The organism is Alsobacter metallidurans (assembly GCF_014636935.1).
Taxonomy (GTDB): domain Bacteria; phylum Pseudomonadota; class Alphaproteobacteria; order Rhizobiales; family Beijerinckiaceae; genus Alsobacter; species Alsobacter metallidurans.
In genome coordinates, this window is the sequence record NZ_BMES01000002.1 from 1 (window position 1) to 22,903 (window position 22,903).

Below are 22,903 nucleotides of genomic sequence, written 5' to 3' on the forward strand. Positions count from 1 at the left end.
AGCGCGCAACGTCAGCACCCTCCGGTTCGGTCGCACCACGCGACACAACACCCTGGCGCGGGGTGGAGCAGCCGAGCGAACAAGCGCAAGCGCCGTTCGCAACTTAAGAACTCCGGGCTGCGCCGCAGCCCGGACACGGTTGGCGCGGGGTGGAGCAGCCCGGTAGCTCGTCAGGCTCATAACCTGAAGGTCACAGGTTCAAATCCTGTCCCCGCAACCAAAATCAGCCCGCTATGTCAACGACATGGCGGGCTTTTTGCGCTTAGCCAACGTTGCGTGAGAACGCACGTCAGCACGATGTCAGCATAGCTTGTGTGCTGTGAAGCGCCTTCACGGCCCTCGCAGGTAACGAACTTCGTCCCGTCCGTCTGCGTCACCGTTGTGAACACGGGGCGGCGAAGCGGTGTCCCGACCGTGTATTATTTTTCGTTCCAGCTATCGTTGGCGCGCGTGGCGTAGAGCCCCGCTGGCAGCTTGCCGTTGTCCCAGCCGCCAAGCCCGCGCAGGCTGGTGAGGTGGATAGGCTCACTGCGGAACGGGATAAGGCCGTCAAAGCGCTGGAGCCGTTCGCAAAGGCAGCTCGCATCAAGCTGTGCAGAGACTGGCGTGATGACCAGCGCAATGCTCAGGCCGACGTGAGCGTGCACATCATCTTTGGGCATATCGCGCCGCCGAAACGGTTCTCGCCTCGATCCGCTCACGCCCGGAGCCCAGCCACGGTGAGCGTTCCTGATCCGCCTTCGTTCGCCCAGAATCGTGCCAGGCGATATGCCCGGGAGCTGCGGCCCTCGACGTCGGCGCAGATGAAGGCCAGGCGGACGCCGGCGGCGTCGAGGACGCGAAGGCCGCCGGGATGGACTCGTAGGACAAGGGCGGTGGGAAGCGGCGGGGCATGCGTTTAGTGTTCCATCTGTAGGCGGTGAGGATGAGATGGCGGCCGTAGATAAATTCCTCGAATCTTGTGTGAAGTACGCGGTCGCATCAACGGCGACCCCCGATGACGTTGAGCTCCTGCTGATCCGCGCACGGAAGTTGCTGGAGCATGCAGAGCTTGAATCGGAGTATCCGACCGTCAAGTTTTTTGGAAATTGGTGTGCGCATCCCAAATTGAGGACCGTCGATGACTGCACAGGCAGATTGCAGCTCGTGATTGATCAAATAGAGCAGGCCGCATCAGTTGATCCTATCGGAGGTTCGGACTGCGAATCAGCATTAAGGTCCGCATTGGGTGGCGGAGCTCTAATCCTGGAATTGAAGAGCTTAGTGAAAAGATTTGGCGACGGTATGTTAAGTCGCGCGTTCGACAGCCGACTTGAAGTCCCGACCGAGTTCACCGGAATGCTTCTGAAAGCTATTCAGCGCTCTGAATTAATTTTGCCTTCCGCTAAATTTCAGGCAGCGGTGGATCGTACAATCAGTGTAGGCAGCCGAATCGTGGTTCAATCCGCTATTGTAAAGAAGAACGAGAGTTCTCTCCGTGACGACAACCTGCATCTCTTTATCATGTTGCGTTTTGCGCAGCGTCCAATTCCTGATGGTTCGATAGAGCTAATCGTACCGATTTTCTGATAGCATTGACCACTCGCCATCTCGGCTCCGGCCCAAAACGCAAAAAGCCCGCCGCGGCCGGAGCCGGGCGTTTTGCTGGGTGATTTGGCGAGCGATATCGGTGTAGGTCGATCCGGCATCCGTCGACCGCTGCCACCGGTATCGGATCTGAGTCGGCTTCACCGCCTGCGTAAACTGCGGCAGCACAACGCGGATGATGTCGCCGACCGTCTTGCCGTTACCGGCATTGGTTTAAACGCCCGCACTGGGCACGACCTCGATGGTCGGCACGCATGATTCTGGAAATTTGAACAACCGGTGCCTTGCCCAATCGCGCGATCACCCCGCCAGCCGAGAATCAGTTACGCCTCGAAACCGGCCGATTGGGTTGAAACTGAAGCGAACGCTGATGGCATATTTGGAATATCGCCCGCTTAAAACGTTGTACCACTACACCTCGGTAGCCGGGTTCAGCGGAATAATCGCATCAGGGTACTCACGCTGTCTTATATGCGCGCTCCGCCGCGCCCGATCACAGTCTGATCAACTCGAACCCCCGACATCCTCGGTGTAAACGGCACGCCCTGTTGGGGCGATCGTCCAAACGCGTTGCCGCTCCTCGAACAGCGAGGAACGCGTTTACACCTGTTCACGGTGATTTAGGTGGGTTTCTGGTGGATCCACCAGATATTTGACCGTCTTGCTGCGCCAAGGAACCTGCTCTTCCCCAAGTAGTTACATCGGCGGTTACGGTGGGGCAGTGTATGACACGAAAACTCGGGTTTGCGCTTTTGGTTATTGGAGAGCTGCTTTTTTTCACGATGGTCCTTCTGCTCTCAGGGCCTTTCTGACCTGCTAATCGGGGCGTAACTCCTGTCCCTACAACCTTCGCCATTACCGCCGCAATCCGCCGCGCTGCGTCCCGGGTGAGGTCGCCGGCACGGAGGCGCTGTTAAGCCTTGCAAGACTAAGTCGTTAACGTCGCCAGCCCCGGTACTATCCGCCTGATTGCATAGACGAAGGCAACACTTAGCACGAAGGCCGCTACGACTCCTGGAAGCGGGGCGCGGTCGATCAACGGTCGGGCTGCTGTCAGGAACAGCGGGTGACAGAAGTAGACACCGAGCATGCATTGGGAAACCGAATCCAAATTAAGGCGCGGCGGCCAAAAACGTTCTATCATCAGCGCAAGCAACACCATTGACAGTCCGATTACATAAGTGATGCCCACGCCAGTGAATCGAAAGGCGGGTCCGGCAACAAGGGCGACCACCGGAACTACGTACAAGAACCGGGCAACCGGGCTAGAAAAGCTCAGCCCCAGCAAGCCTCCAAGCAAAAGCGCCGGAATAGAATGAAGATATTGGCTGAGTGGGGGGCCAGCTTCTATCGACCACGGTCGCCATGTTGGGACCGCGGTCATCATCACTCCTGCTGCTGCGGCCAGACCGTATGCCAGCCAATCGTCGGGGAGTGGTTTTACCATTGGAAGAGCCAGCAAAGCTGCGGCAGCCCACGGTACGTACCAGAGGTGAGGACTTGGCCCGGTCAGCAGCTTCTCAACTGCATTGTCGCCGAACGGAAAAATCTCGCGCCCCCTCGCCAGATTAATCGCCGCAAATATGACGAACCAGAATAACCAGGGCACGATTAGCTGTGTGAGTATTCTGCCAGGCTGCGCCGGTCGATTGCGGTTCGGACCGAACTCAAAAAACGCCGTTAGGGAGAGAAAGACGATCAGACCGGAATATGCTAGATCGTGCCCAGGGATATTTGAGTGAAACCAGACGATCATAAATGCAGCCCATATCCTGAGTGCTTCTATTGCTTGAGACCTTCGCATACTTGTTGCTCTGTAAGCGTGGCGGCGTGGCTGTAAGCATCCAGCACACGGTGTGGGCGTCCCCAATTCACCACTGCGGCAACGTGCATATCAAGAGATCTCACGACTTAGTTCGATTTTGCCCATTAACAGCTAAACAGTCGCCAGACGGACGCCGGCGGCATCGAGCACGCGGAAGCCGCCCGGGATGGGGTGGACTAACCAGGGTGGCGGGAAGCGGCGGGTCACGTCGCAGGCGAACTAATCGCGGCATCGGTGCACGTGAGGTGTATTCTTGGCTTTGGGAGCGGATCAACGGCGTGGGCTCATGGGTAGAGAATCCTTGGGTAGCTGCGATCCTATTCACGGTCGAGCGCGCCAACTTTGACGCGAGGGCCGCTGCATGACCCGCACTCCCGCCGAGATCGCCGAAGCCGGCCGCCACCTGCGCGCGCTGATGACGCCATGTACGAGGGCCGCTCCGTCCGGAATCCGGAGGAGTTCAAGGCCGACTTGGCTGCCCTGCAGGTCGCCTGCGAGGTGCTGGAGCACCGCCAAGGTGATCTCGAGGAGCGGCGCACATGACGACCGCCCTCGCCATCCTGGCCGTCATCGCTGCTGCCACCTTAGCGGCCTAGGCTGTGTTCCGGCGCCACGTACCGCACTGCCCCTGCGACGCCTGTATGACCGTCTTCCATGGTGGAAGCCGCTTCTATGATCGGTAGCCCCCTCACGGCTGAGCCGCAGCAGAGTATTTCTGATGCCCCTTCGTGCGCCCCGCAACGTGCCAGGTGACGTGCCCGTGGAGGGCGCGGCTTGCCGGATAGGTCTCACCCCCGACGAGTTCGCCGGCAACACGCTCAGCGCAAGCAATGCGCTGTTCGAGACCTATGCACCCGCGGACGTGACGTCCCTCGCCGACGTCGCTGACGCTCGCCGGAGGGGCCGCAACAAACTGCGCGACGGGAACGAATAAGGCGCAAAAAAGTCTAAACCGTCGGTCGAGTTTAGACCCGCGGCGGTTTGGGGCCGAGACAACGACAATCATTTATCTGGCGAAAGTGGTGGGAGAGACGGGGCTCGAACCCGCGACCTCCGGCGTGACAGGCGGGCGTTACAACCTCCGCTTCTGACGAGGGTGGCGACGTGGCCGAGATCACGGTGTAGAGGGTAGATCCTTTAAGGATGCAGGCACATTGGTGCTTCGGTAGAATACCTAGTGCCGACCCGACCCTTCGCAGGGGCTCTCGAGCACTAACGACCCTAACTGGCCAGAACAACGTGAGGCAAAATGGTGATACTCCCGCGCCGCGACTGGATCCCCCTGGCCAAAATGTTCCCCTTTGTCCAGGGCGCACCTGCATCTCAGGGTAATTTACATGCGCTCGGAGAAAGCATTTTCAAAGAGTATGCAACTGCTCTGGTGCAGGTTGGGGCGTCAATCAAGGCCGACGAAGTCATAATCGAGTTTCCGCTCAGTTCAACGCTGAGGATCCGCAGGATGGGCGATCCCGTCTTCCAAATCGACGACAGGTTTGACAAAAAATTTCGCGTGATTGGTACGACCCCCGAAGAGCTAAGGGAAACCAAGAACACAATCGGCTTTGCACAATATTGCCCAGATCAGAGTCAGGCGCAAACATTAGCTGGCCAGCTTTGGGCGCAGTGGAACTACGAACTTCAGCGGTGTGTGCGTGACTTGCAATGGGCAGTTTTGTGCCGGCAATCGCCAACTGGCTGTTTTCGACTTTTACCCCCAGACAGTTGGGCTCATTTCGAACTCACTGATTTACGGTCTGGTACGTTGCGCGCGTCATCGGGCGAACTCGCCTATTCGACCCATTTTGTGCCGCTTAGATGGCCCGAAGAGCTGGCCGTTATAGCCGAAGAGCTCGCAATCTTTGGTTCGCCCGAAATATCAGCGACGGATGAGCTACCGACAGGGCCGAAGGAGGAGCCGAACGATGGCACCCCGCAACCTGCGGCGGCCGGCATATTGGACCCCGCGGCTGTGAAACAACACCATACGTCGAGAGAAGAGAAGGAATATACGCCCCGTCTGACCGCCTACATGGTCGAAAATGAGCCGGTCCTTTCCAAGAAGAAGATCCGCGAGCTAACCGGGGGTGACCGCCTATCGAACGCTGCATTTGAGCGATCTTGGGATGCTGCAAACAAGGCTACATGTAAGGGCTTCTCCTCTCCGGGAAGGAGGCCGAGCCGTGGCGATTTTGGTGCTGGAGCTCAATCGCAAGAGACCAATTCGCCGGCCAACGAAAAATGAAATCGAATCCCCAATAATCGGCCGTGGGCTATTAAAGGTAATTTTCAGCCGGTACCTCCAGAGCGCTTGAGCAGTTCGCTCGTGCCTAACGGAGGTCGCTTATGGACCGGAATACAGAACGGGCGGCTGACCGCCTTCTGAACGAAAGCGAAGTTGCGCAGCTGCTTGGCGTGAGCAGGAGCTGGCTGGCAAAAAGTCGGCTTATCGGGTCGGGGCCACGCTTTATTAAGTTGGGCCGCTCCGTCCGCTATCACGCTTCGGCCATCGCAGATTACGTGCGCTCCCGCTCCCGAACGTCGACCTCCCAGCTGTACTGAGTAATAATGAGCACGTACGCGGGGTATCGCGTGTGCCAGTGTAACAGCAGTCCATAAGAAAACGCGACGCGAAACGAATATATTTTCCCAAATATAATGATTAGTACAAAGCACAGATATACATATAGCCTGTACACGTGCCACATAATACCGTAAACGATGTACGGGAATGCTGGTCCACGACCGTCAACGCCCGTGCAGATGGAGGACATCCTAATGGCCATTCGGTGTAAGAGGTCTCCAGCTCAGTTCGAGCTATTTCCCTCAAGCGAGCTCATTAAAGCGAGCCGCGACGGCTTGGAGCCGGTGGTCGCCCCTATGGCGGAGATGCGCATGGAGGTCACTCCGGTCACGTCTGAAATGGCTGAACCGCTCCCAGTTGATGCCGCGCTGGGCGGAGACGAGCCGGCTGTCGCGATCCGGCCCGGGGAGATGCACGAGTTGAGCTTCGCCGGTGCGATCGAGCTCCTCGCAGCGGCGGAGAGCCCGTCCAAACAAACGCGCGGGCATTGGATCACATCGCTGCGCTCGATTGGACGCTACCTGGACAGCCCGCTGAGTACGATACCTGCTCGGTGGATCGCCGTGCGGATTCGAGTCGACAAGCTTCATTTCACGCCGCTCGGATGCGCTCGGCAGACGCTGGCGAACCATCGGTCAAATGTCAGAGCTGCGCTGAAATGGCTAGCCGGTGAACATGAACTCCCAACTCGAGGTGCCCCGTTGATCCCAGAGTGGAAGCGAATTTGGGATTCCATACCTGATCGCCCCACTCGCGGCGCACTGTCCACTTTGTTTCGTTTCTGTTCAGCCCGGCGAATTGCGCCTGAGGCGGTGACCGAGACCGTCCTCGATCAGGTGATGCGCTACCGCGCTGAGACAACAGCATTGGATGCGTCTGACAAAGCACGTAGAAAGATGGTGCGCCTCTGGAACCAAGCGCGCGAAAGAATTGACGGTTGGCCTGAGGTTACCTTGGGTGAGCCCGCTCTAGTCAGACACCAGGGGCCGAGCTGGGATGAATTCCCTCAGTCGATCCGTGCCGAGATCGAAGGTTACTTGGCTGGTCTGACGCGTGTGCGAAAAGACGAAGCCGGCCGTCGGCGCAAACCCGCAGCAGCCACCACCATCAGAGTGGAACGTGCCCGTATTGTAGCAGCCATTCGGAAAGCGGTGATGCTCGGCGAACCTATACATGAGCTCGTCTCCTTTGCAGCCCTACTCACGCCAAGGCGGGCACGGTTGATCCTTGAGGCTTATGCCGGGCGAGAGGTCGGCAAAACGCCGGTGTACGCCATCGATCTCGCGCGAATGTTCTACAAGCTCGCCCATGCCTCGACGCATGTGGCACCGTCTCATCGTGACGAACTGAAGGAGATATGGAGCTTACTGCAGGAGGAGCGCGTTGGAGGGCTCACGCCTAAGAACCGGGAAATCGTGCGCCTCGTGCGTAGCGACAAATTTGTCAGAGATCTAAACAGCCTGCCCCGTAGTCTGATGACAAGAGCGCGCGCTGCGAAGAGCCACGCTCCAGTCAAAGCGGCTGCCCTCGCGCAAGTCGCAGTCGCCATCGAAATTCTGCGTTTCGCCCCCGTTCGTATGCGTAATCTATGCTCGATCGTGATCGGAACGAATTACGTCAAGCCGGCTGGGCCGGGGGAACCCGCTCTCATCACCTTTCCGCATTACGACGTGAAAAATCGGGTCAATCTCGATTTCCCGCTTACGCCGGAGACTACGGCCTTCATCGATGAGTACATTCATGAATATCGCCCTGTGCTGCTGCGCGGTCAGAACGGGGACGCCCTCTTTCCTGGCGGGGGTGACTCGGAATGCAAGTCCACAACAACATTGTCACAGCAGATCACAGACATAATCTTCAAGGAGATTGGACGTCAAATAACTCCGCATCAATTTCGACATATCGCAGGGGCTCTGATCCTTCGCGCGCTTCCCGGCAACTATGAATTCGTCCGCCGCGTCCTGGGCCACAAGAACGTGCAAACGACCATGAATTTCTACGTTGGGCTCGAAACGGCCGAGGCGAACGCTCGGTTCTCGCGGCTAGTGTCCTCGCTTCTAACCTAACAGGGGGGCACGCCATGAGCCGCAGCAATACCCACGCCAATACGTCGCTCCCGTTTGACTGCTGGCCGTGTAGAGACCGGGATCAATGGCTTCGCGCCTGTGAACCTCGAATCCGTCTTGAAAGGGGAGGGCGGCTTGGTCATCTCGCTCGCGTCTCGCGCCAGGACCTCGAACGTCGCTATGGATATTTCCTGTCGTTCGTCCAGCGATCCGAGCCGCTTTCCGATCACTTGACCCCAGCGGCCTACGTTACCCCGGCCCGTGTGCAGGCATACTTTGAACATCTGCAGAGATGCGTTTCCAGCGTCACCTTGGCTGGGAATATCAGGAAGCTCCATAGTGCGGCCAAGGCGCTGGATCCTAGCCAAGACTTCGGATGGCTGGCTGAACTTGCGCTCGATCTCGAGTTTATAGCCGAGCCAAAGGACAAGCGCGCTCGGATTCGGGAATCTCACGTGCTTGTAGAGGCAGGTTTGAGCCTGTTTCAAGGAGCGCTTCTTACACGTCCCAGTATCGTCAACGCGAGGATGGCGCGCGACGGCCTTATGATCGCCTTGCTTGCTCATTGTCCCATTCGCCTCAAAAACTTCGCGAACCTCACAATCACCCGTAGTTTTCGGCGCGAAGGAGAGCACTGGACGATCATTCTCGCGGCGAAAGATACGAAATCACGGCGTGCTGATGAACGGCCCGTTCCGACCGATTTAACGCCCTACATAGAAAGTTATCTGGAACGTTTCCGGCCACTACTTTTAGGCAGTCTGCTGGAAGAGGAGCGCGGGACTGACCCAGGCGCGTTGTGGATCTCCCGACAGACAGGCCGGCGTATGAGCTACAGTGGAGTGGAAAGGGCCATCATCGCGCGAACGCAAGAAGCGCTTGGGATTGCGGTCAGTCCGCATTTATTCCGTTGCGCAGCCGCTTCAACGCTTGCAGTACACGCCGGGCAAGACCCGCATCTGGCCAGTGCGCTGCTGCAGCATACTGACGCTAGGATCACTGAGATGCATTACAATCGGGCCTCTTCCGTCCATGCAGTTCAGGCATACGCCCGTCTGATCCAGGATCTCAGGTAATCTCAATTCCGCGCGCCAAGAAAGGTCGGCCGCGCCAGAGTGCCCGAAGGCCCGCTCATGACCCTTAGCCGACATCAGCTCGCCGGGTCGATTTGCTGCACGACTAGGTTGAGCAATGCAAGATAGCAGGTTCGCTAATCAGTTTCCATTAGCGCATCCGCATTAACGGACCATGGGTAAGTCGCGCCCTTGTGGCCGGGCCGCGATCAACGAACATTGCTTTGACGCGAAGTGTTCGCCGAATGCACGCGGGAATGCAGACCCGAGTTCGTTCGAACCTGAGGGCATGGCCATGACGAGAACGCCCGCGGCCCGAGAGCACGCCAGCCTTGAAGCGGCGGGCTCCAGCGCATCTCTGAGCGTTGCACAGCTGCACCGGCTTGCCCGGTTGCAGTTACGGGCACAGCGCCCCGCAGATGCTGTCAGCGTGTTGGACGAGGCTCTCGGGAAGCAGGATCTGCCCGGCCTTCGCCTGCTGCGAGCTGAAGCGCTCCTCGGGTGTCGTCAGCCGGATGCGGCAGCGCGCGAACTCGATCGCGTGCTGGCCGCGCCGCTCCTGAGCGACCGTGACCTCTGCAGGTGGGCGGAATTGTCGCCGCTGCGAGAAACCGCGCCGGACCGCGTTGTCGCTGCGCTCGGGGCCCGGGCGCGCCAGCCGGGTTGCGCGTGGACGGTGCGCCTTTGGTTCGCCCGGGCGCTACACGCCGCGAACAGATCGGTGGAAGCCGCTGAGGAACTTCGTTCCTGCCTGTCTTCAGATCCGGAACAGGCCTGGATCTGGTACGAGCTCGGGGCTGTTTTGCGCCACCTCGGCGAGCAGACTAAATCGCAGGCCGCGCTAAATAAGGCTCGATGGCTCGCCCCGGAAGAGGCGCGTATCCTGCGCATCGCCGGGCAGAACCATCGCCACACGCGCGATGACGAGCCGTTTGGCTACGCTCAGCGGGCGGAAACACGCCTTGCTTGCTATAGCGCGGCCGAGCGAGTGGAAGTGCTTTATGCAAGCGCCAAGGCGCTCGAGGATGTGGGTGATCTCGGGCCGGCTTTTGATCGCTATGCGGCGGCCGGGCGTGCGCAGAAGCAACTCACGCCATGGCCTGAAGCAATCGAACGGCGGCGCCTCGATTTCCTCAAAAGCGTCGTGACGCGCCACTACATCGCGGCCAACCGAGACAACGGCCTGGCGACAACCAAACCAATCTTCGTGTTTGGAATGCCTCGTTCCGGCACCAGCCTCACCGAGGAGATTATTGCGCGGCATTCAAACGCGTATGGAGCCGGGGAAACGCCGCTGGCGGCAGAAGCGCTGCATGGCGTCATGCTGGCCGGCAGGAGATTGGCGACCACCGGCGAGCCGCTTTCGCGGACCGACGCCAGCTTTGAAGAACGAGGTCGACGCTATTTATCTGGCGTCGAACGGATCGCCGGGCTGGGACCGTCGCGCATCGTCGACAAGATGCCTGGAAACTACGCTTGGCTCGGCCTGATCGACCTCATGCTACCGGGCAGCTTCTTCGTGCATTGCCGCCGCCACCCCGCTGACGTTTGCCTCTCAGCCTACAAGCTCTACTTTGGAGGCCAGCTACCCTACAGCTATGACCTGCGGGATCTTGCGCGCGCGTACAAATTATACAGCGAGACCATGGCGGTCTGGGACCAAGTGCTGCCTCCAGGTCGCATCATCGACGTTTGGTACGAGGATCTCGTAGAGAACCCCGATCTGGAAGCCGAGAGGCTGGTCGGCAGCCTTGGTCTTGAACAAACGGGAGACTGTCTGCGCCCGACACAGACGCCGCGCAGCATCCGCACGGCGAGCGCCACCCAGGCGCGGGAGCCCATTTACAAGCACGCCATGGGGCGCTGGCGCCAGGTTAAGGGCTACATAGAGCCCCTTCTGGATGAACTCGGGGACGAGATCGCCACCTACGAACGAGAGGCTGCGCGGCGCCGATGTGCGCCCGGGTTCAAGCGGGCGGACTGATCATGATCTCGTTCGTGAACTTTCTGCTCGGGCGCGTTCCGATCCGGGTCGTCGTTCTGGACGACCGAAGCGGGGCCGACGACGGCCCCGCGGCGACCCTTCGATGCGAGAATGACATCGCGGTGGTCGGGCGCTCCGGGCCAGGCCGGCACATCGTCGAGCTCATCAGAAAGGTGCGGCCGGACGTCGTCGTGGTTGACCTCACGGCGCCCGGCGCGCGCCTGGCCACGATCGCCCGGCTGGCGGCCAGTTGCCCCGAAGCGTCGGTGCTGTTGTTGGCGCCCGCGATCGGTCCGGAACATATGGAGGCCGCGTACCAACTCGGCATCGGAGGCTGCCTGCTGGACAACAGCAAAGCCGAAGATCTCGGCAAGGCCATTCGGCGGATCGCCCGTGGCGAGCAGGCTAACGACGCCTAGGTCAATGAAGGCGGGCCGGCCGGTCCGAAGCGATGTCTGGGCAGGCGAGGAACTCGCCCCTGAACACCGCCCGAACGGTGGCGGCGAGTTCGACCGCGCTCATGCCCTTCTGTAGGTAGCCGCCGGCGCCCATCTGCACCGCCATCTGGATCTGATCCGGGTCCGCCACGACCGTCAGGAGCAGAATGGTGACTTCAGGACAGGTCGAAGCGAGGCCAGCGACCACCGCTAGCCCGCCTCCGGGCATGTTCATGTCGAGGACGACCACGTCGGGCCGCAGGTGCGACACCATCGCGAGAGCATCCCGCGCGGTCCCGCACTGGCCGATGACCTCGATGTCGGGCTCGGCTCCCAGAACTTCGGCTACGCCTTCGCGAAACGGCTCGTGGTCGTCCACAATGACCACGCGGATCAGGGGAAACCTCATGCTTCAGCCTCACCTTCCAGGGGCATGACGGCAGTCAACCGCGTTCCGCGGGTTCCGATGCGGCCGACCGTGAGCGAGCCGCCCAGGCTGTCGACCCGTTGCCGGATGCCTGCAAGTCCAAGACGGCTGCCCGCCCTGACCGCATCTTCGTCGGAGATGCCGGGGCCGTCGTCCTCGACCACGACTGTCACGTGACCCTCGTCCGCCGCAATCAACACGCGCTGACCCGCCCCGTCGGCATGCCGATAGGCGTTGCTCAGGCCCTCCTGGACAATGCGGCAGAGGCATGTTTTCAGAAACGCGGGCATTTCCGTCGGAACACCCGTGATGGAAAAATCAACCGCCGTCCCGGTTCGACGTTGATGGGCGTCGACGATGAAGCGGAACGCATCCGCGGGAGGAAGATCGCGGATTTCAGGCATCATGAGCCCGGAGCAGACGTTACGGACTTCGTTGAGCGCGTCTTTCAGCACGTTCTGGATGGATTTGACGTCCTGATCCTGGGGTTTCAGTCGCAACAGGGCTAGGCTGATCAACTGGGCGGGCCCATCGTGCAGGTCCGATCCGAGCCGGTTGAGCAAGCGCTCGTTGTCCTCCGCGGCGCGGCGGGCAGCGCGCTGCCGGTCGCCGCGAAGCTTCTCGTTGTCTTGCAGCAGGGTGGACAGCTGGCTGACGCGCGCACGCAAGTCGGTGCGTTGCTCCTCGATGAGCCGGCTTCCGCGCGCCACGATCCAAAACAGCGCCCACATCATGAACAGCGCCGCGCCCGCTGTCATCAGCCAAGTAGAGATGCGAGCGGCGCGCGTCTCGGCGTCAATCGCTTCGGCGTTCTCGTAGAACTCGGCAACCGCCATCACGCGTCCGGCAGAATCGTGAACCGGTGCGTAGATCTCGAGCAACGGCATCCCAAGTTGCCTCTCGAAGACGCTCTCCGGATCGTCGAGGTCGTCGAATTCCCAGGATAACTGCCCCTTGAACGCCGCGGCGAGAGGGCCCGTTTCGACAAAGACCTGGCCTTCGGCCTCATGGTGGCTGCTGTAGAGGATTCTTCCGCCAGGGGCCCAGATCTTGAGCGCGACGACTCCGCGCTGCGCTCCTGCGGTTTCCTTGGCCGCGTCGAGATTGCGGCGGTCGATGTCGGACAAAATACCATTGGCGGTGTATCCAAGTAAATGCGGCGCGATAACACTGTTCATGTAAACGGCCGCGGATGCGGTCGAGGCGTGGATGACGCCGGCCTCGATCGTCCGTGTAACCCACGCTCCCAGAGCAAGCATCCCGAGCAATGTAACCGCGAGATTGACCAGGATGAACTGGCGGACGAGGGTCAATGACCGCCATTGCGTCTGCAACAGGCACCGCCATGTTATCGTTCCAGAGGTGGCCCTTGCTAGCCAAGATTGCATCTGGCGGCTTTCTTCACAACTCAGATATCGGGCTAGCGCCGTTGTTGCAGCGCAGCAATTACTTGTCGATAAGTGATAGATGCTCTCTGGCTCTCACGCTTCTACCTCTTACGATGTATCACTGTCCTTAACGACCTTAGCAGTCGTCGTGTTGATAACGTTTAAAAATGATGTATCGTCAAATGTAATCTGAACTGCTCGTCAAGCTGGAACCCCATCCGGAAGATGAGCGGGGAAACCGGGCGAAAGTCCCGGCAGACACCCATGAGGGCAGGGGAGCGGGGGCGCCATGTCTGAAGTTCTGGACTTTGCCAATCGGCAACTCCACGAGGACAATGGTGCGCGGCAGGCCGCGTTCGCATTCGACTCTTTGATTGATCCATCGCCCCAGCTCACTTTGTCCTTCGAACTCCAGGCGCTCGAAAAAACGCTCCGGGCCGCGCTGATTGTCGTGGACGAACAGGGCACCATCCGTGGGTTGACGAAGCGCGCCGGAGCCCTGCTGGTCGGCCGGCTCGGCTTCGACCTTCGGGACGGGCGCTTACGCCTCGAGCGCGCTTCGTTGCAGCGCCGGTTCGTAGAGTTGCTCGCAACGATGCGAACAGTCGACCCTGACGCCCCCCTGACCGTGCTCGGCGTACCGGATAGCGACGGGCGGGTCCGCTACGCGCTCAAAGTCATGCCGCTGGCCGGTCTTAACGGCGGCGGGGCCGCGCTTCTGGCCATCAGCGACCTGTTGAACGAGAACAATGTCGCTAGGCGTACAGTCGCGACGTTATTTGGATTGTCGGAGCGCGAAGCCGAACTGGCCGACTACTTCTCACGAGGCCTGAGAATAGACGAGATTGCCCGTGAGATGGGCGTCACGCCCAATACTGCGCGTGTGCATCTTCGGAGCGTCTTCAACAAAAGCGGATGCTCCAGCCAAGTTGAGCTCGCACGTCTCATCGCCTTCATCCCTTGAGCGACCGACCCGGGGATTCGGGTCATTGCGGCGCCGGCCGCGCGCTGGGCCACGCACTAGCACGCGAGCCGCGCCACGACTTCGATTAATCGATTCAGATTAGCTGAACTGCATTAACACGCGACAGGTAAGTGAAAGTGTTGCTCCGATAATGAATTAACGCTCTATTCATTTTCTGAGTAACGCAAGCAACAGTGCCAGCTGAACGAAAGCCGTCACTGAAGCAGATAAGCCACCGCCGCGTAACAGCGGGCAGACCTTCATTGACGTCGCCGGCGCTCTCTGTGCGTCGGAACGAACCTCGCGGCCCTTCGCGAGGGTCGACGGAGCGCGATGGTCCGCAGGACGCGCCACTGCCGGGTCCTCCCGGTTCCCACACCTTGCCTGAGAAGCCTTTTCGACCCCCCACATCCGCCCGCACGAACTCACACCCAAGCGGTACAAGCCGAGTTCAAGCAGACGCCGCAGGATGAACACAGTCAGGGAGCGCATCATGCCGACGATCAAGCCCTTCGAAATCACCCTGAACGACGTCAACTTCCTGCTCGATCAACTGCGCCGGACAATCAAGGTCGTCGGCTATGACGCGCAGGGGCGGCCGATCTACGGGACCGAAGACGGCGCCGGCGTCCACCAGCTCGGCATTTTCGGAAGCTTCGATCCGCTGACCGTCACCGTAACGGGCCTGGATGGCCTGGTTGCGCCGGTTTATCTGGGCGCCCGCGATGCGGCGGGCCTGCGCGTGCTGTCGGGCATTTTCAACAACCTGACGGGATCGACCGGCGCTCCGGGCGCCTGGCTTTGGGGTTCGGCGGAAGACCCGTTCCCGCGTCTGACACAGGCTGAATACGACCACTATATCGACCAGGTCACCAGCAACCCGGCTTTGGACACCTACAAAGCCATGCATCCGACCTACGTTGCGGTCGCCGACAACGCCGCGGGCTACGCGGACCAGATGGCGACTGTGATCGACTACACGCCGCGGATGATCACCCAGACGATCAGCACTTCATTCAGCGGAGCCGAAGCCGCTGTCGGGGTTGGCGCCGCGAGCGTCTCGGCCAGCGCAGCCGGGTCGACCGTCTTCGGTTCGGGCGAGCTTCTGATCGTCTCGATCGGCGGCAAACAAACCGTGTTCGAGTTCGTCTCCGGCGCGGCGCCGGCCGCCAACGGGGACCTCGTTTTCGTGAGCTCGGACGGAACAGTCGCGGACGTGCTGGCGCGCATCCAGGACGGCCTGCGAGCTCACAACCTCGACCCGAACGCCACGGTCGGTCTTGACCAGAGCGGCGCGCACGTGCAGGTCCAGCTCAGCGATCCCAGCCTAGGCGACCTGACGATCGGCGACTACGCCGGCTTGGGGCTGGGCGGCTCGTTCAGCCCCGCGCTCGACGCCTCGAGCGCGCTGCTGCGCGCCGGGGTGGCCACGGACACGTTCCACGAGACGATCACCAATCGCGACGGCAGCACCGAAGCGGTGAGCGAGACAATCGTCCGCAACCAGAACACGCTCCCCGGAGATCCGTCCACGAGCGGTATTTTCACCCTGTTCGGCCAGTTCTTCGACCACGGCCTCGATTTCATCGACAAGGGAGGGCAGGGCTCCAAGGTCATCATTCCGCTGGCGGTCACCGACCCGTTGTACCGGGCGCCCGGGGCCAACGGACCCGCCGATCCCGGCGTCACCACCATGACGATTTCGCGGGCCACGCCGGACGGCTACACGGTCCTGGACGGCCACGGCCGCCAGCTCTCCATCGCCGGACAGGACCGAATCTGGGGCACGGCCGACGACCTCAAGGCGCCCGGCGCAGATGGCGTCTACGGGACCGCCGACGACGTGCAAGGCGCGATGACCCGGCCGGCCGCGACGGTCTACACCAATCATACCTCGCCCTATATCGATCAGAGCCAGAGCTACGGCTCCGACGAGCAGATCACCAGCCTGCTGCGCGAATGGGTGAAGGATCCGAACACCGGAACCTGGCGGCCCGGCGCCCAGCTGTTCGATGGGCACAAAACGGTCGCGTATGCGAGCTCGACCTTCAACGAGCTTGGGAGCGCGACCGATGGAACAGGCCGCGGCCTCACGAACCGGACCGTTCCGACGCTCAACGAGCTGCGCCAGCATGTGATCGACACAGGGCGCGACGCGATCACGTGGGACGACGTGAACAATTACCGCGAGCGCGACGCCTCCGGCAAAGTGCTGGACGGGGACGCGGCCCGCACAGGCGTGCAAGCCGTCTATACCGGGCAGGCCCTGCTTCTCGACATGAACCCGGAGTTCGACGCCGCGCATCTGCGGCCGTCCGACAATGCAATGGTCGCCACCAGCGTGAACGCCGCCATCGACGCGCTCAGCGCATCGTTGGGGGCTGCAGGGACGCTGTCGTGGGTTGGGGACGTTCTGACCCTGCACCTTACCCAGCCGGTCGGTCCCATGCCGGTCGGAACCTATACGGGCGCCTACGCGATGGCGCCTTGGGTCAATTTCGCTAATTTCAGCATCACCGCGCCGGATGGCGCGCTCTACGAGGCCACCAGCCAGATCCTGCTGGCTTCCGTGGGCGCGCACTACGTCGCGGGCGACGGGCGCGCCAACGAGAACTTCGGTCTTACGTCCCTCCACCACGTCTTTCACGAGAACCACAACGTTCAGCTTGTGAACCTGGAGAGCGAGATCCTGCAGGGCGACGTCCATGCGCGCCATGGCTTCCAGGAGCTCGTCGTCGCGGCTCCCAACGCGGCTGTTTCGGGAGGCGCGCACATCGTCGGCCCCCATTACGAAGACGCGCTCGGCAATACGGTTGCGGCGAACGCGGCGGGCGCGACCCTCGTGGCGTCGCATTTCGAGGACGCGAACGGCAACTACAGCACGGCGTCCGGCGCGATCGCTTGGGACCAGGACAAGCTGTTTAACGCCACCAAAGTCATCAACGAAATGGAGTACCAGCACGTCGCCATCGACCAGTATGCACGTCTGGTGACCCCCGACCTGCCAGAGTTCGTGACCTACGATTCCACGATCAACGCCGACATTTCGCTCGAATACGCCCAGGCGGCGTTCCGCTTCGGTCATTCGCAGCTGCGCGAAACGGTGGACACCATTGACCCGAACGGCGTCGTGACGAAGTTCGCCCTCGAGGGCGCCTTCCTCAACCCGGACCAGTTCGCCAAAGTGGGCGCCGCCGACATCCTGCGTGGCATGTCGGAGCAGGTCTCCAACGAGGTCGACGAATTCGTGACGCCGGCCATGCAGCAGGCGCTGCTCGGCCAATCTCTCGACCTTGCGGCCATCAACATCGCGCGCGGTCGTGACCTCGGCGTGCCAACGCTTAACGAAGCCCGCAAGATGCTGCACGACGCCCTTGTGGCTGAGCGGCAGGCAGACCCGACTACGCCGCATCACTCGAACCTTATCGTGGACGCGCTAAATCCCTACACGAGCTGGGCCGACTTCGGTTCGCAGATGATCCACCCGGATTCTCTGGTGAACTTCATCGCCGCCTACGCGTTCGACGGCGACCTGGGGAAAGCCGAGGCATTGATCGGCCTGCAGGCTGGGACGATCGCCAACGGCGACCCACAAGCAGAGGGCTTCCAGCTCCAAGACGCGATCGAATTCCTCAACAACAGCTATCACGGAACGAACGACGCTCTCCTCAAAGGGCAGGCTGCGTTCAACGATATCGACCTCTGGATTGGCGGCCTCGCCGAGGTCCACGTCTTCGGCGGCCAGCTAGGCTCGACCTTTAACGCCGTCTTCGAAGACCAGATGGAACGGTTGATGGACGGTGATCGGTTCTACTACATCTATCGCCTGCAGAACGCGCTGGCGATCGACACAGATCTCGGCCACGCGGTGATCGACGAGCAGTTCAAGGACATCATCGAGCGCACCACGGGCGTCCTACACTTGAACGGCGACGTGATGGGCTACGCCGACAGCTATATCGAGCTCGGCAAGACCTTCGTAGCTGGTCAAAATCTTTTGGCCTACAAGGGCGAGCAGATCCACAACGTCACCGGCGCGCTTGTTACTGCCAACCAGGGCGACATCAAGTACGAAGACGTGGGCGGCGTATGGACGCCGATCAAGGCGACGGCGGAGTCAGCCCATAACTATGGCGGCCTCATCGCAGCCTATGCGGCTGCGCATCCGGGCGCTCCTGTCGGCATCTATTCCGGCCCCGGCGCCGGGATTGCCGGCAACGGCTCGATCGTGACCAAGTCGAACGCAGATCTCGGTTTTGTCGACCATCAATACATGCTCGATATCCGGCCGAACCTCGGGGAGAATGACGACGGCACGGCTAATCAAGGATTCGACTCTCACGAAGTCCTCTCGGGCACCGACTACGACGACTACATCCAGACCGGAAACGGCGACGACACGGACTACGGCGACAAGGGCAACGACATCCTTGACGGCCAGGGCGGCGCGGATCACCTCTACGGCGGCGACGGGCAAGACGTGCTCTACGGCGGCGATATCTCCGACTTCCTGGACGGGGGCGCCGGAGACGACATCGTCTATGCGGGCACGAGCTCGGGCGCGACCGACATCGTGATCGGCGGAGCCGGCAACGACAAGCTCTATGGCGAAGCCGGCATCGATGAACTTCACGGCGACGACGGCGACGACTACATCGACGCGGGCGGCGACACCGATCTCGCCTATGGCGACGCCGGTAACGACATCATGTTCGGCGGGGATGGACCGGACGAACTGCGCGGCGGAACCGGCAGCGACATTCTGAGCGGCGGCTCCGGCGCCGACGTCCTGAAGGGCGAGTCCGGCGACGACATCATGATGCCGGGGATCGGCCAGAGCGCACAGCAGGGCGACAGCGACGAAGCGTTGGGCGATGTCGGCTTTGATCTGGTGTCGTTCCAGGATCTCAACGTCGCGTTCGACGTGCCGGCCGACCTGCGCAACCAGAACCTAACCGCGGCCGGCGGCGCCGCGCCCTTCAACCCGTTCAACGTGCTCATCGCCGACACTGAGGGGCTCGTCGGCACCAAGTTCGACGACAAAATTATCGGCGACGACAATGCGAACTGGTTGATTGGCGGGAGCGGAAGCGACACCTTCGATACGCGCATTCCGGACACAACCGGCAGCATCGGGGGCGGTGGCAACGACGTCTTCATCGGCGACAGCCTCCGGCTCGATACGCTGATCGGCAAGTATGCCGGTTACACGGATGGCGCATTCGACGCCAACGGCAACGCGATCCATGGTTATCTGGGAACGCTTACGGGCGGCCTGCTGGACAGCGCCGCCCTGAAGGATGCGCAAGGGGCTCCGGTCTTTGAGAAGCACTTCACCGAACTACTTCAGACGAAGGCCTTCCAGGATTTCACCCTTGGCCAGGACACCGGGACCAAGGGTCTGGCCGATACGGTGAACTTCACCGGCAAATGGAGCGAGTACACGATCGCGGCCGTGACCTACAACGCAGGCAACTCGGACGGCCAAGTGGTCGCCTACAAAATCACGGACAATGGCGGCCTGGTGGACGACGGCCAGGGCAACCAGATCGCCCGGACGAATGACGGCGTTGATCTCGTGATCGGGGTCGAATACCTGCAGTTCAGCGACAGGACGGTCTCGCTCGTCAACAGTGCGCCGGTGCTGGACCTGCACGCATTCGACACGTCCGACGTGCGCGACAGCTTCTCGACGGCGAGCTACGCGAACCAGAACGGCTCCGCCAACTGGGCGACGAACTGGGCCGAGACCGGCGACCCGACCACTGGGAACATCGCCAACACAGGCCAGATCAGGGTGGCCAGCAACGCGCTTGAATTCAACGACGGCGGCGCCGGAGCCTCGATCCAGCGCAGCGTCAACCTGGCCGGCGCCACCTCGGCGACGCTCACCTTCGATGTCAACCAGCCCTTCGCCAACAGGTTGGGTGCCAACGAGTCGGTGGCGGTCCAGTTCGCAGCCGACGGCACGAACTTCTCGACCGTGCAGACGATCTCCGGGACGACGCCCGGCGGGGCGATCTCGCCGATAGCGCTGGTCGGACCCTTTACGGCCAACGCCGCGGTCAGGTTCGCTGTTACGGGCGGAAACAGCAGCGGTGGCGTCGTCCGGGTCGACAACATTGACGTGGCCTGGACCAAGCCAGCGGATGACGGAGGCTCCAAGGACTACGCCGTGACCTTCACGGAGGGTGGCTCACCGGTTGCGATCGCCCTCAATCCCAGCATCGTTGATGACGGCACGGTGATCCATTCGGCCAAGGTCGTGCTCACCAACATGCAGGTGGGTGACGCCTTCAACCCTCACGCGATTCAAGGCGACAACATCACGGTCACAACCGACAACTCGGTCGCGGGCCAGATCACGCTGAACCTGACAGGGGACGACACGCTCGCCCACTACCAGGCCCAGCTCGCCGCCGTCACGTTCAGTAACGGCTCCAACAGCCCCAGCGCGGTGGACCGCGTAATCCATGTCAGTGTCAATGACGGACTGCTCGACAGCAACGTCGCAACCACGACGGTTCACGTCACGCCGGTCAATGATGCTCCGGTAGCCGGGGCCGACCGGATCATCTCGAATATCGGGAACGTCGCGAATGGCATCGTCGTGCCCGACTGGGCGCTGCTCGCCAACGACAGCGACACAGACGGTCCGAACCCGCTGGTGATTTCGGGAACGAGCAATGCCAACAGCCTCACGGCGGCGCATGGGGCGTCATCTGTGACGATCACCGACACCGGCTTGACGGGCGGCAATCCTAATGGTGGCTCGTTCAGCTACACGATCACGGACGGTGGAACAGCCCCGAACTCGGCGACTGCGGCCGTGACCCTCACCCAGCAGGTCGGCGCGACGCTGACCGGCACCAACAACAATGACGTCCTCATGGACAGCGGCACGGCTCACACCATCTCCGGCGGCCGCGGAGACGACATCGTCTTCGCCGGCGCTGGCGACGACACGATAACGTGGACTGCGTCGGGATCTGTCACGCACATCGGCCCACTCACGATCCCGCTCGTCGGCGTTGATGGTCACGATTACATCGACGGCGGGTTGGGAACAGACACCTTCGTTCTCAACTCCACGGTCACTGGTAATGACCCGACGGCTCAGGCTAACGCGAATGTGGCGGAAGTCTTCGACATCTACACCCGGGCGGCTGCCGGGACGCAGTTCGGCGTGTTGAACGCGGCCACGGAAATCGTGGTGACCCGCAATGGCGTGGTCGCGGCGGAGCTGGCCAATGTTGAGGAGCTGAGGATCAATACAGGCCAAGGTCTCGACACCGTCAACATACACGGCAACTTCGACCCGACGCACTTGGCCACATCGACGATTACGGTGAACGATGCGGACGGAGGCGACACCGTCAACATCGCCGAACTCAGCTCCAGTCACCGAATCGTCTTCAACACGAACGTCAACGGGCACGTGGTCGGCGACCTCCGCCCGCAGGACGTGGTCAACACCTCGGAATCGCCCAACGGCGGCAGCGGCGAGCCAACTGGCTCGAACGGCGGCTCGGACGGCGGTTCGGGGGACGACGAACACGCGGCAGGCGGCGGTCAGACCGGCGGCGGCCAAACGGGCGGCCAATCCGGCGGCGATCACGCCGGCGGCGCGGACGACGGCTCCGCCGGTGCCGTAGCGGCCCTGCTGGGCACGGCCGAGGCCGACCTCCTGGTGGCCCGCGGCGACTCGGGAACCGTCATGGGCCTAGGCGGCGACGACCTCATCGTCGGCACAGGCGGCGCCGATGTCATCCAGGCTGGCGCAGGCGACGACCTAGTCCGGGCCGGAGTGGGCGACGACGTGGTCATGGGCGGCGCTGGTAACGACGATCTTTTCGGCGGCGCGGGCAAGGACCTCGTCATCGGCGACGCCGGCGACGACAGGCTGTTCGGCGACGTAGGGGACGACGTGCTAGAAGGCGGCGCAGGTCACGACGTGGTCTATGCGGGAGCGGGCAATGACCGCATCATCGCGCAGGCCGGAGACGGCGACGACATCTACTGGGGCGAGGCGGGCAACGACAGTCTCGATTTCTCGGCGGTGGCGGCCAACCTCAAGGTCGACCTTGGCTCGGGCGTCGACCAACATGGCGGCGTGATCAGCGCGTCCGGCGAAGTCGACACCATCTTCGGCTTTGAGAACTTCATCGGCGGTTCGGGCAACGACGTTATCGTGGCGAACGCTGCCGTGAACGTCCTGGATGGCGGAGGCGGCCAGAACACCTTTGTGTTCCATGCGGTCGCGGACGCCAGCGGCGACGTGATCAAGGGCTTCCAGCCGGGCGACGTGATTGACCTGTCGGGCATCGACGCAAATGCGGGGGTCGCCGGCAAGCAATCCTTCGTTCTGTTCGCGGGAACGACGTTCACGTCGGCTGGCCAGGTGATTCTGACGCACGAGACAGTGAACGGCGAGGACCACACGGTCTTGGCCGGAAGCACGACCGGCGGGCCGGAAGCCGACTTTAAGATCACGCTGGTCGGCGACCATGCGCTGACGGCCGCCAACTTCCACAACGCGCCCTGACGACCCGTGGCGGGGGTTCTTGGCCC

13 protein-coding genes and 1 tRNA gene are annotated in these 22,903 nt (G+C 61.6%); 10 read left to right on the forward strand and 4 right to left on the reverse strand.

Annotation, left to right across the window (positions count from 1 at the left end):
- The first annotated feature begins 143 nt into the window (after positions 1-143).
- Positions 144-220, forward strand: a tRNA-Met gene (locus IEV99_RS10440).
- A 199-nt stretch (positions 221-419) separates the two neighbouring features.
- Here IEV99_RS10440 and IEV99_RS10445 read toward each other — a convergent pair.
- Positions 420-662 (reverse strand): hypothetical protein, encoded by a 243-nt coding sequence (locus tag IEV99_RS10445; RefSeq protein ID WP_188517748.1) that lies wholly within the window; start codon positions 660-662, stop codon positions 420-422.
- 268 nt (positions 663-930) lie between these two features.
- On the opposite strand from IEV99_RS10445, the gene IEV99_RS10450 reads away from it, so the two are divergent.
- Entirely contained in the window at positions 931-1,569 is a 639-nt protein-coding gene (locus IEV99_RS10450; RefSeq protein ID WP_188517749.1) for a hypothetical protein, read from the forward strand.
- 946 nt (positions 1,570-2,515) lie between these two features.
- On the opposite strand, the gene IEV99_RS10455 is transcribed toward IEV99_RS10450, so the two are convergent.
- Positions 2,516-3,391, reverse strand: a complete 876-nt coding sequence (locus IEV99_RS10455; protein ID WP_371875784.1) for an acyltransferase family protein — start codon at positions 3,389-3,391, stop codon at positions 2,516-2,518.
- Between the two features lie 1,270 nt (positions 3,392-4,661).
- On the opposite strand from IEV99_RS10455, the gene IEV99_RS10460 reads away from it, so the two are divergent.
- The 6 genes from IEV99_RS10460 to IEV99_RS10485 all read left to right on the forward strand — a co-directional run bounded on the left by IEV99_RS10460 (position 4,662) and on the right by IEV99_RS10485 (position 11,535).
- Positions 4,662-5,654 (forward strand): hypothetical protein, encoded by a 993-nt coding sequence (locus tag IEV99_RS10460; RefSeq protein ID WP_188517751.1) that lies wholly within the window; start codon positions 4,662-4,664, stop codon positions 5,652-5,654.
- Between the two features lie 101 nt (positions 5,655-5,755).
- A complete protein-coding gene (locus IEV99_RS23960; protein ID WP_188517752.1) occupies positions 5,756-5,971 on the forward strand; it encodes a helix-turn-helix transcriptional regulator in 216 nt (71 codons plus the stop codon).
- 333 nt (positions 5,972-6,304) lie between these two features.
- Entirely contained in the window at positions 6,305-8,059 is a 1,755-nt protein-coding gene (locus tag IEV99_RS10470; protein ID WP_188517753.1) for a site-specific integrase, read from the forward strand.
- A gap of 14 nt (positions 8,060-8,073) precedes the next feature.
- Entirely contained in the window at positions 8,074-9,135 is a 1,062-nt protein-coding gene (locus IEV99_RS10475; protein WP_188517754.1) for a tyrosine-type recombinase/integrase, read from the forward strand.
- 430 nt (positions 9,136-9,565) lie between these two features.
- The gene (locus tag IEV99_RS10480; RefSeq protein WP_188517755.1) at positions 9,566-11,116 is read left to right on the forward strand and encodes a tetratricopeptide repeat-containing sulfotransferase family protein; all 1,551 of its coding nucleotides are present in this window, start codon (positions 9,566-9,568) and stop codon (positions 11,114-11,116) included.
- Positions 11,117-11,118: 2 nt separating this feature from the next.
- Entirely contained in the window at positions 11,119-11,535 is a 417-nt protein-coding gene (locus IEV99_RS10485) for a response regulator (RefSeq protein ID WP_188517756.1), read from the forward strand.
- 1 nt (position 11,536) lies between these two features.
- Here the strand turns inward: IEV99_RS10485 and IEV99_RS10490 are convergent, their stop codons facing one another.
- Positions 11,537-11,962 (reverse strand): response regulator, encoded by a 426-nt coding sequence (locus IEV99_RS10490; RefSeq protein WP_188517757.1) that lies wholly within the window; start codon positions 11,960-11,962, stop codon positions 11,537-11,539.
- Positions 11,959-13,314 carry a sensor histidine kinase gene (locus IEV99_RS10495; protein ID WP_188517758.1) on the reverse strand — a complete coding sequence of 452 codons (1,356 nt, stop codon included), beginning with the start codon at positions 13,312-13,314 and terminating at the stop codon, positions 11,959-11,961. The genes IEV99_RS10490 and IEV99_RS10495 overlap by 4 nt, the downstream gene beginning before the upstream one ends.
- Before the next feature lie 343 nt (positions 13,315-13,657).
- Between IEV99_RS10495 and IEV99_RS10500 the strand changes: the two genes are divergently transcribed.
- Both IEV99_RS10500 and IEV99_RS10505 read left to right on the forward strand, forming a co-directional pair.
- Positions 13,658-14,332, forward strand: a complete 675-nt coding sequence (locus IEV99_RS10500; RefSeq protein ID WP_188517759.1) for a helix-turn-helix transcriptional regulator — start codon at positions 13,658-13,660, stop codon at positions 14,330-14,332.
- A gap of 493 nt (positions 14,333-14,825) precedes the next feature.
- Positions 14,826-22,877: a peroxidase family protein gene (locus tag IEV99_RS10505; RefSeq protein WP_188517760.1), complete on the forward strand. Its 8,052-nt coding sequence runs from the start codon at positions 14,826-14,828 to the stop codon at positions 22,875-22,877.
- Positions 22,878-22,903 lie beyond the last annotated feature (26 nt).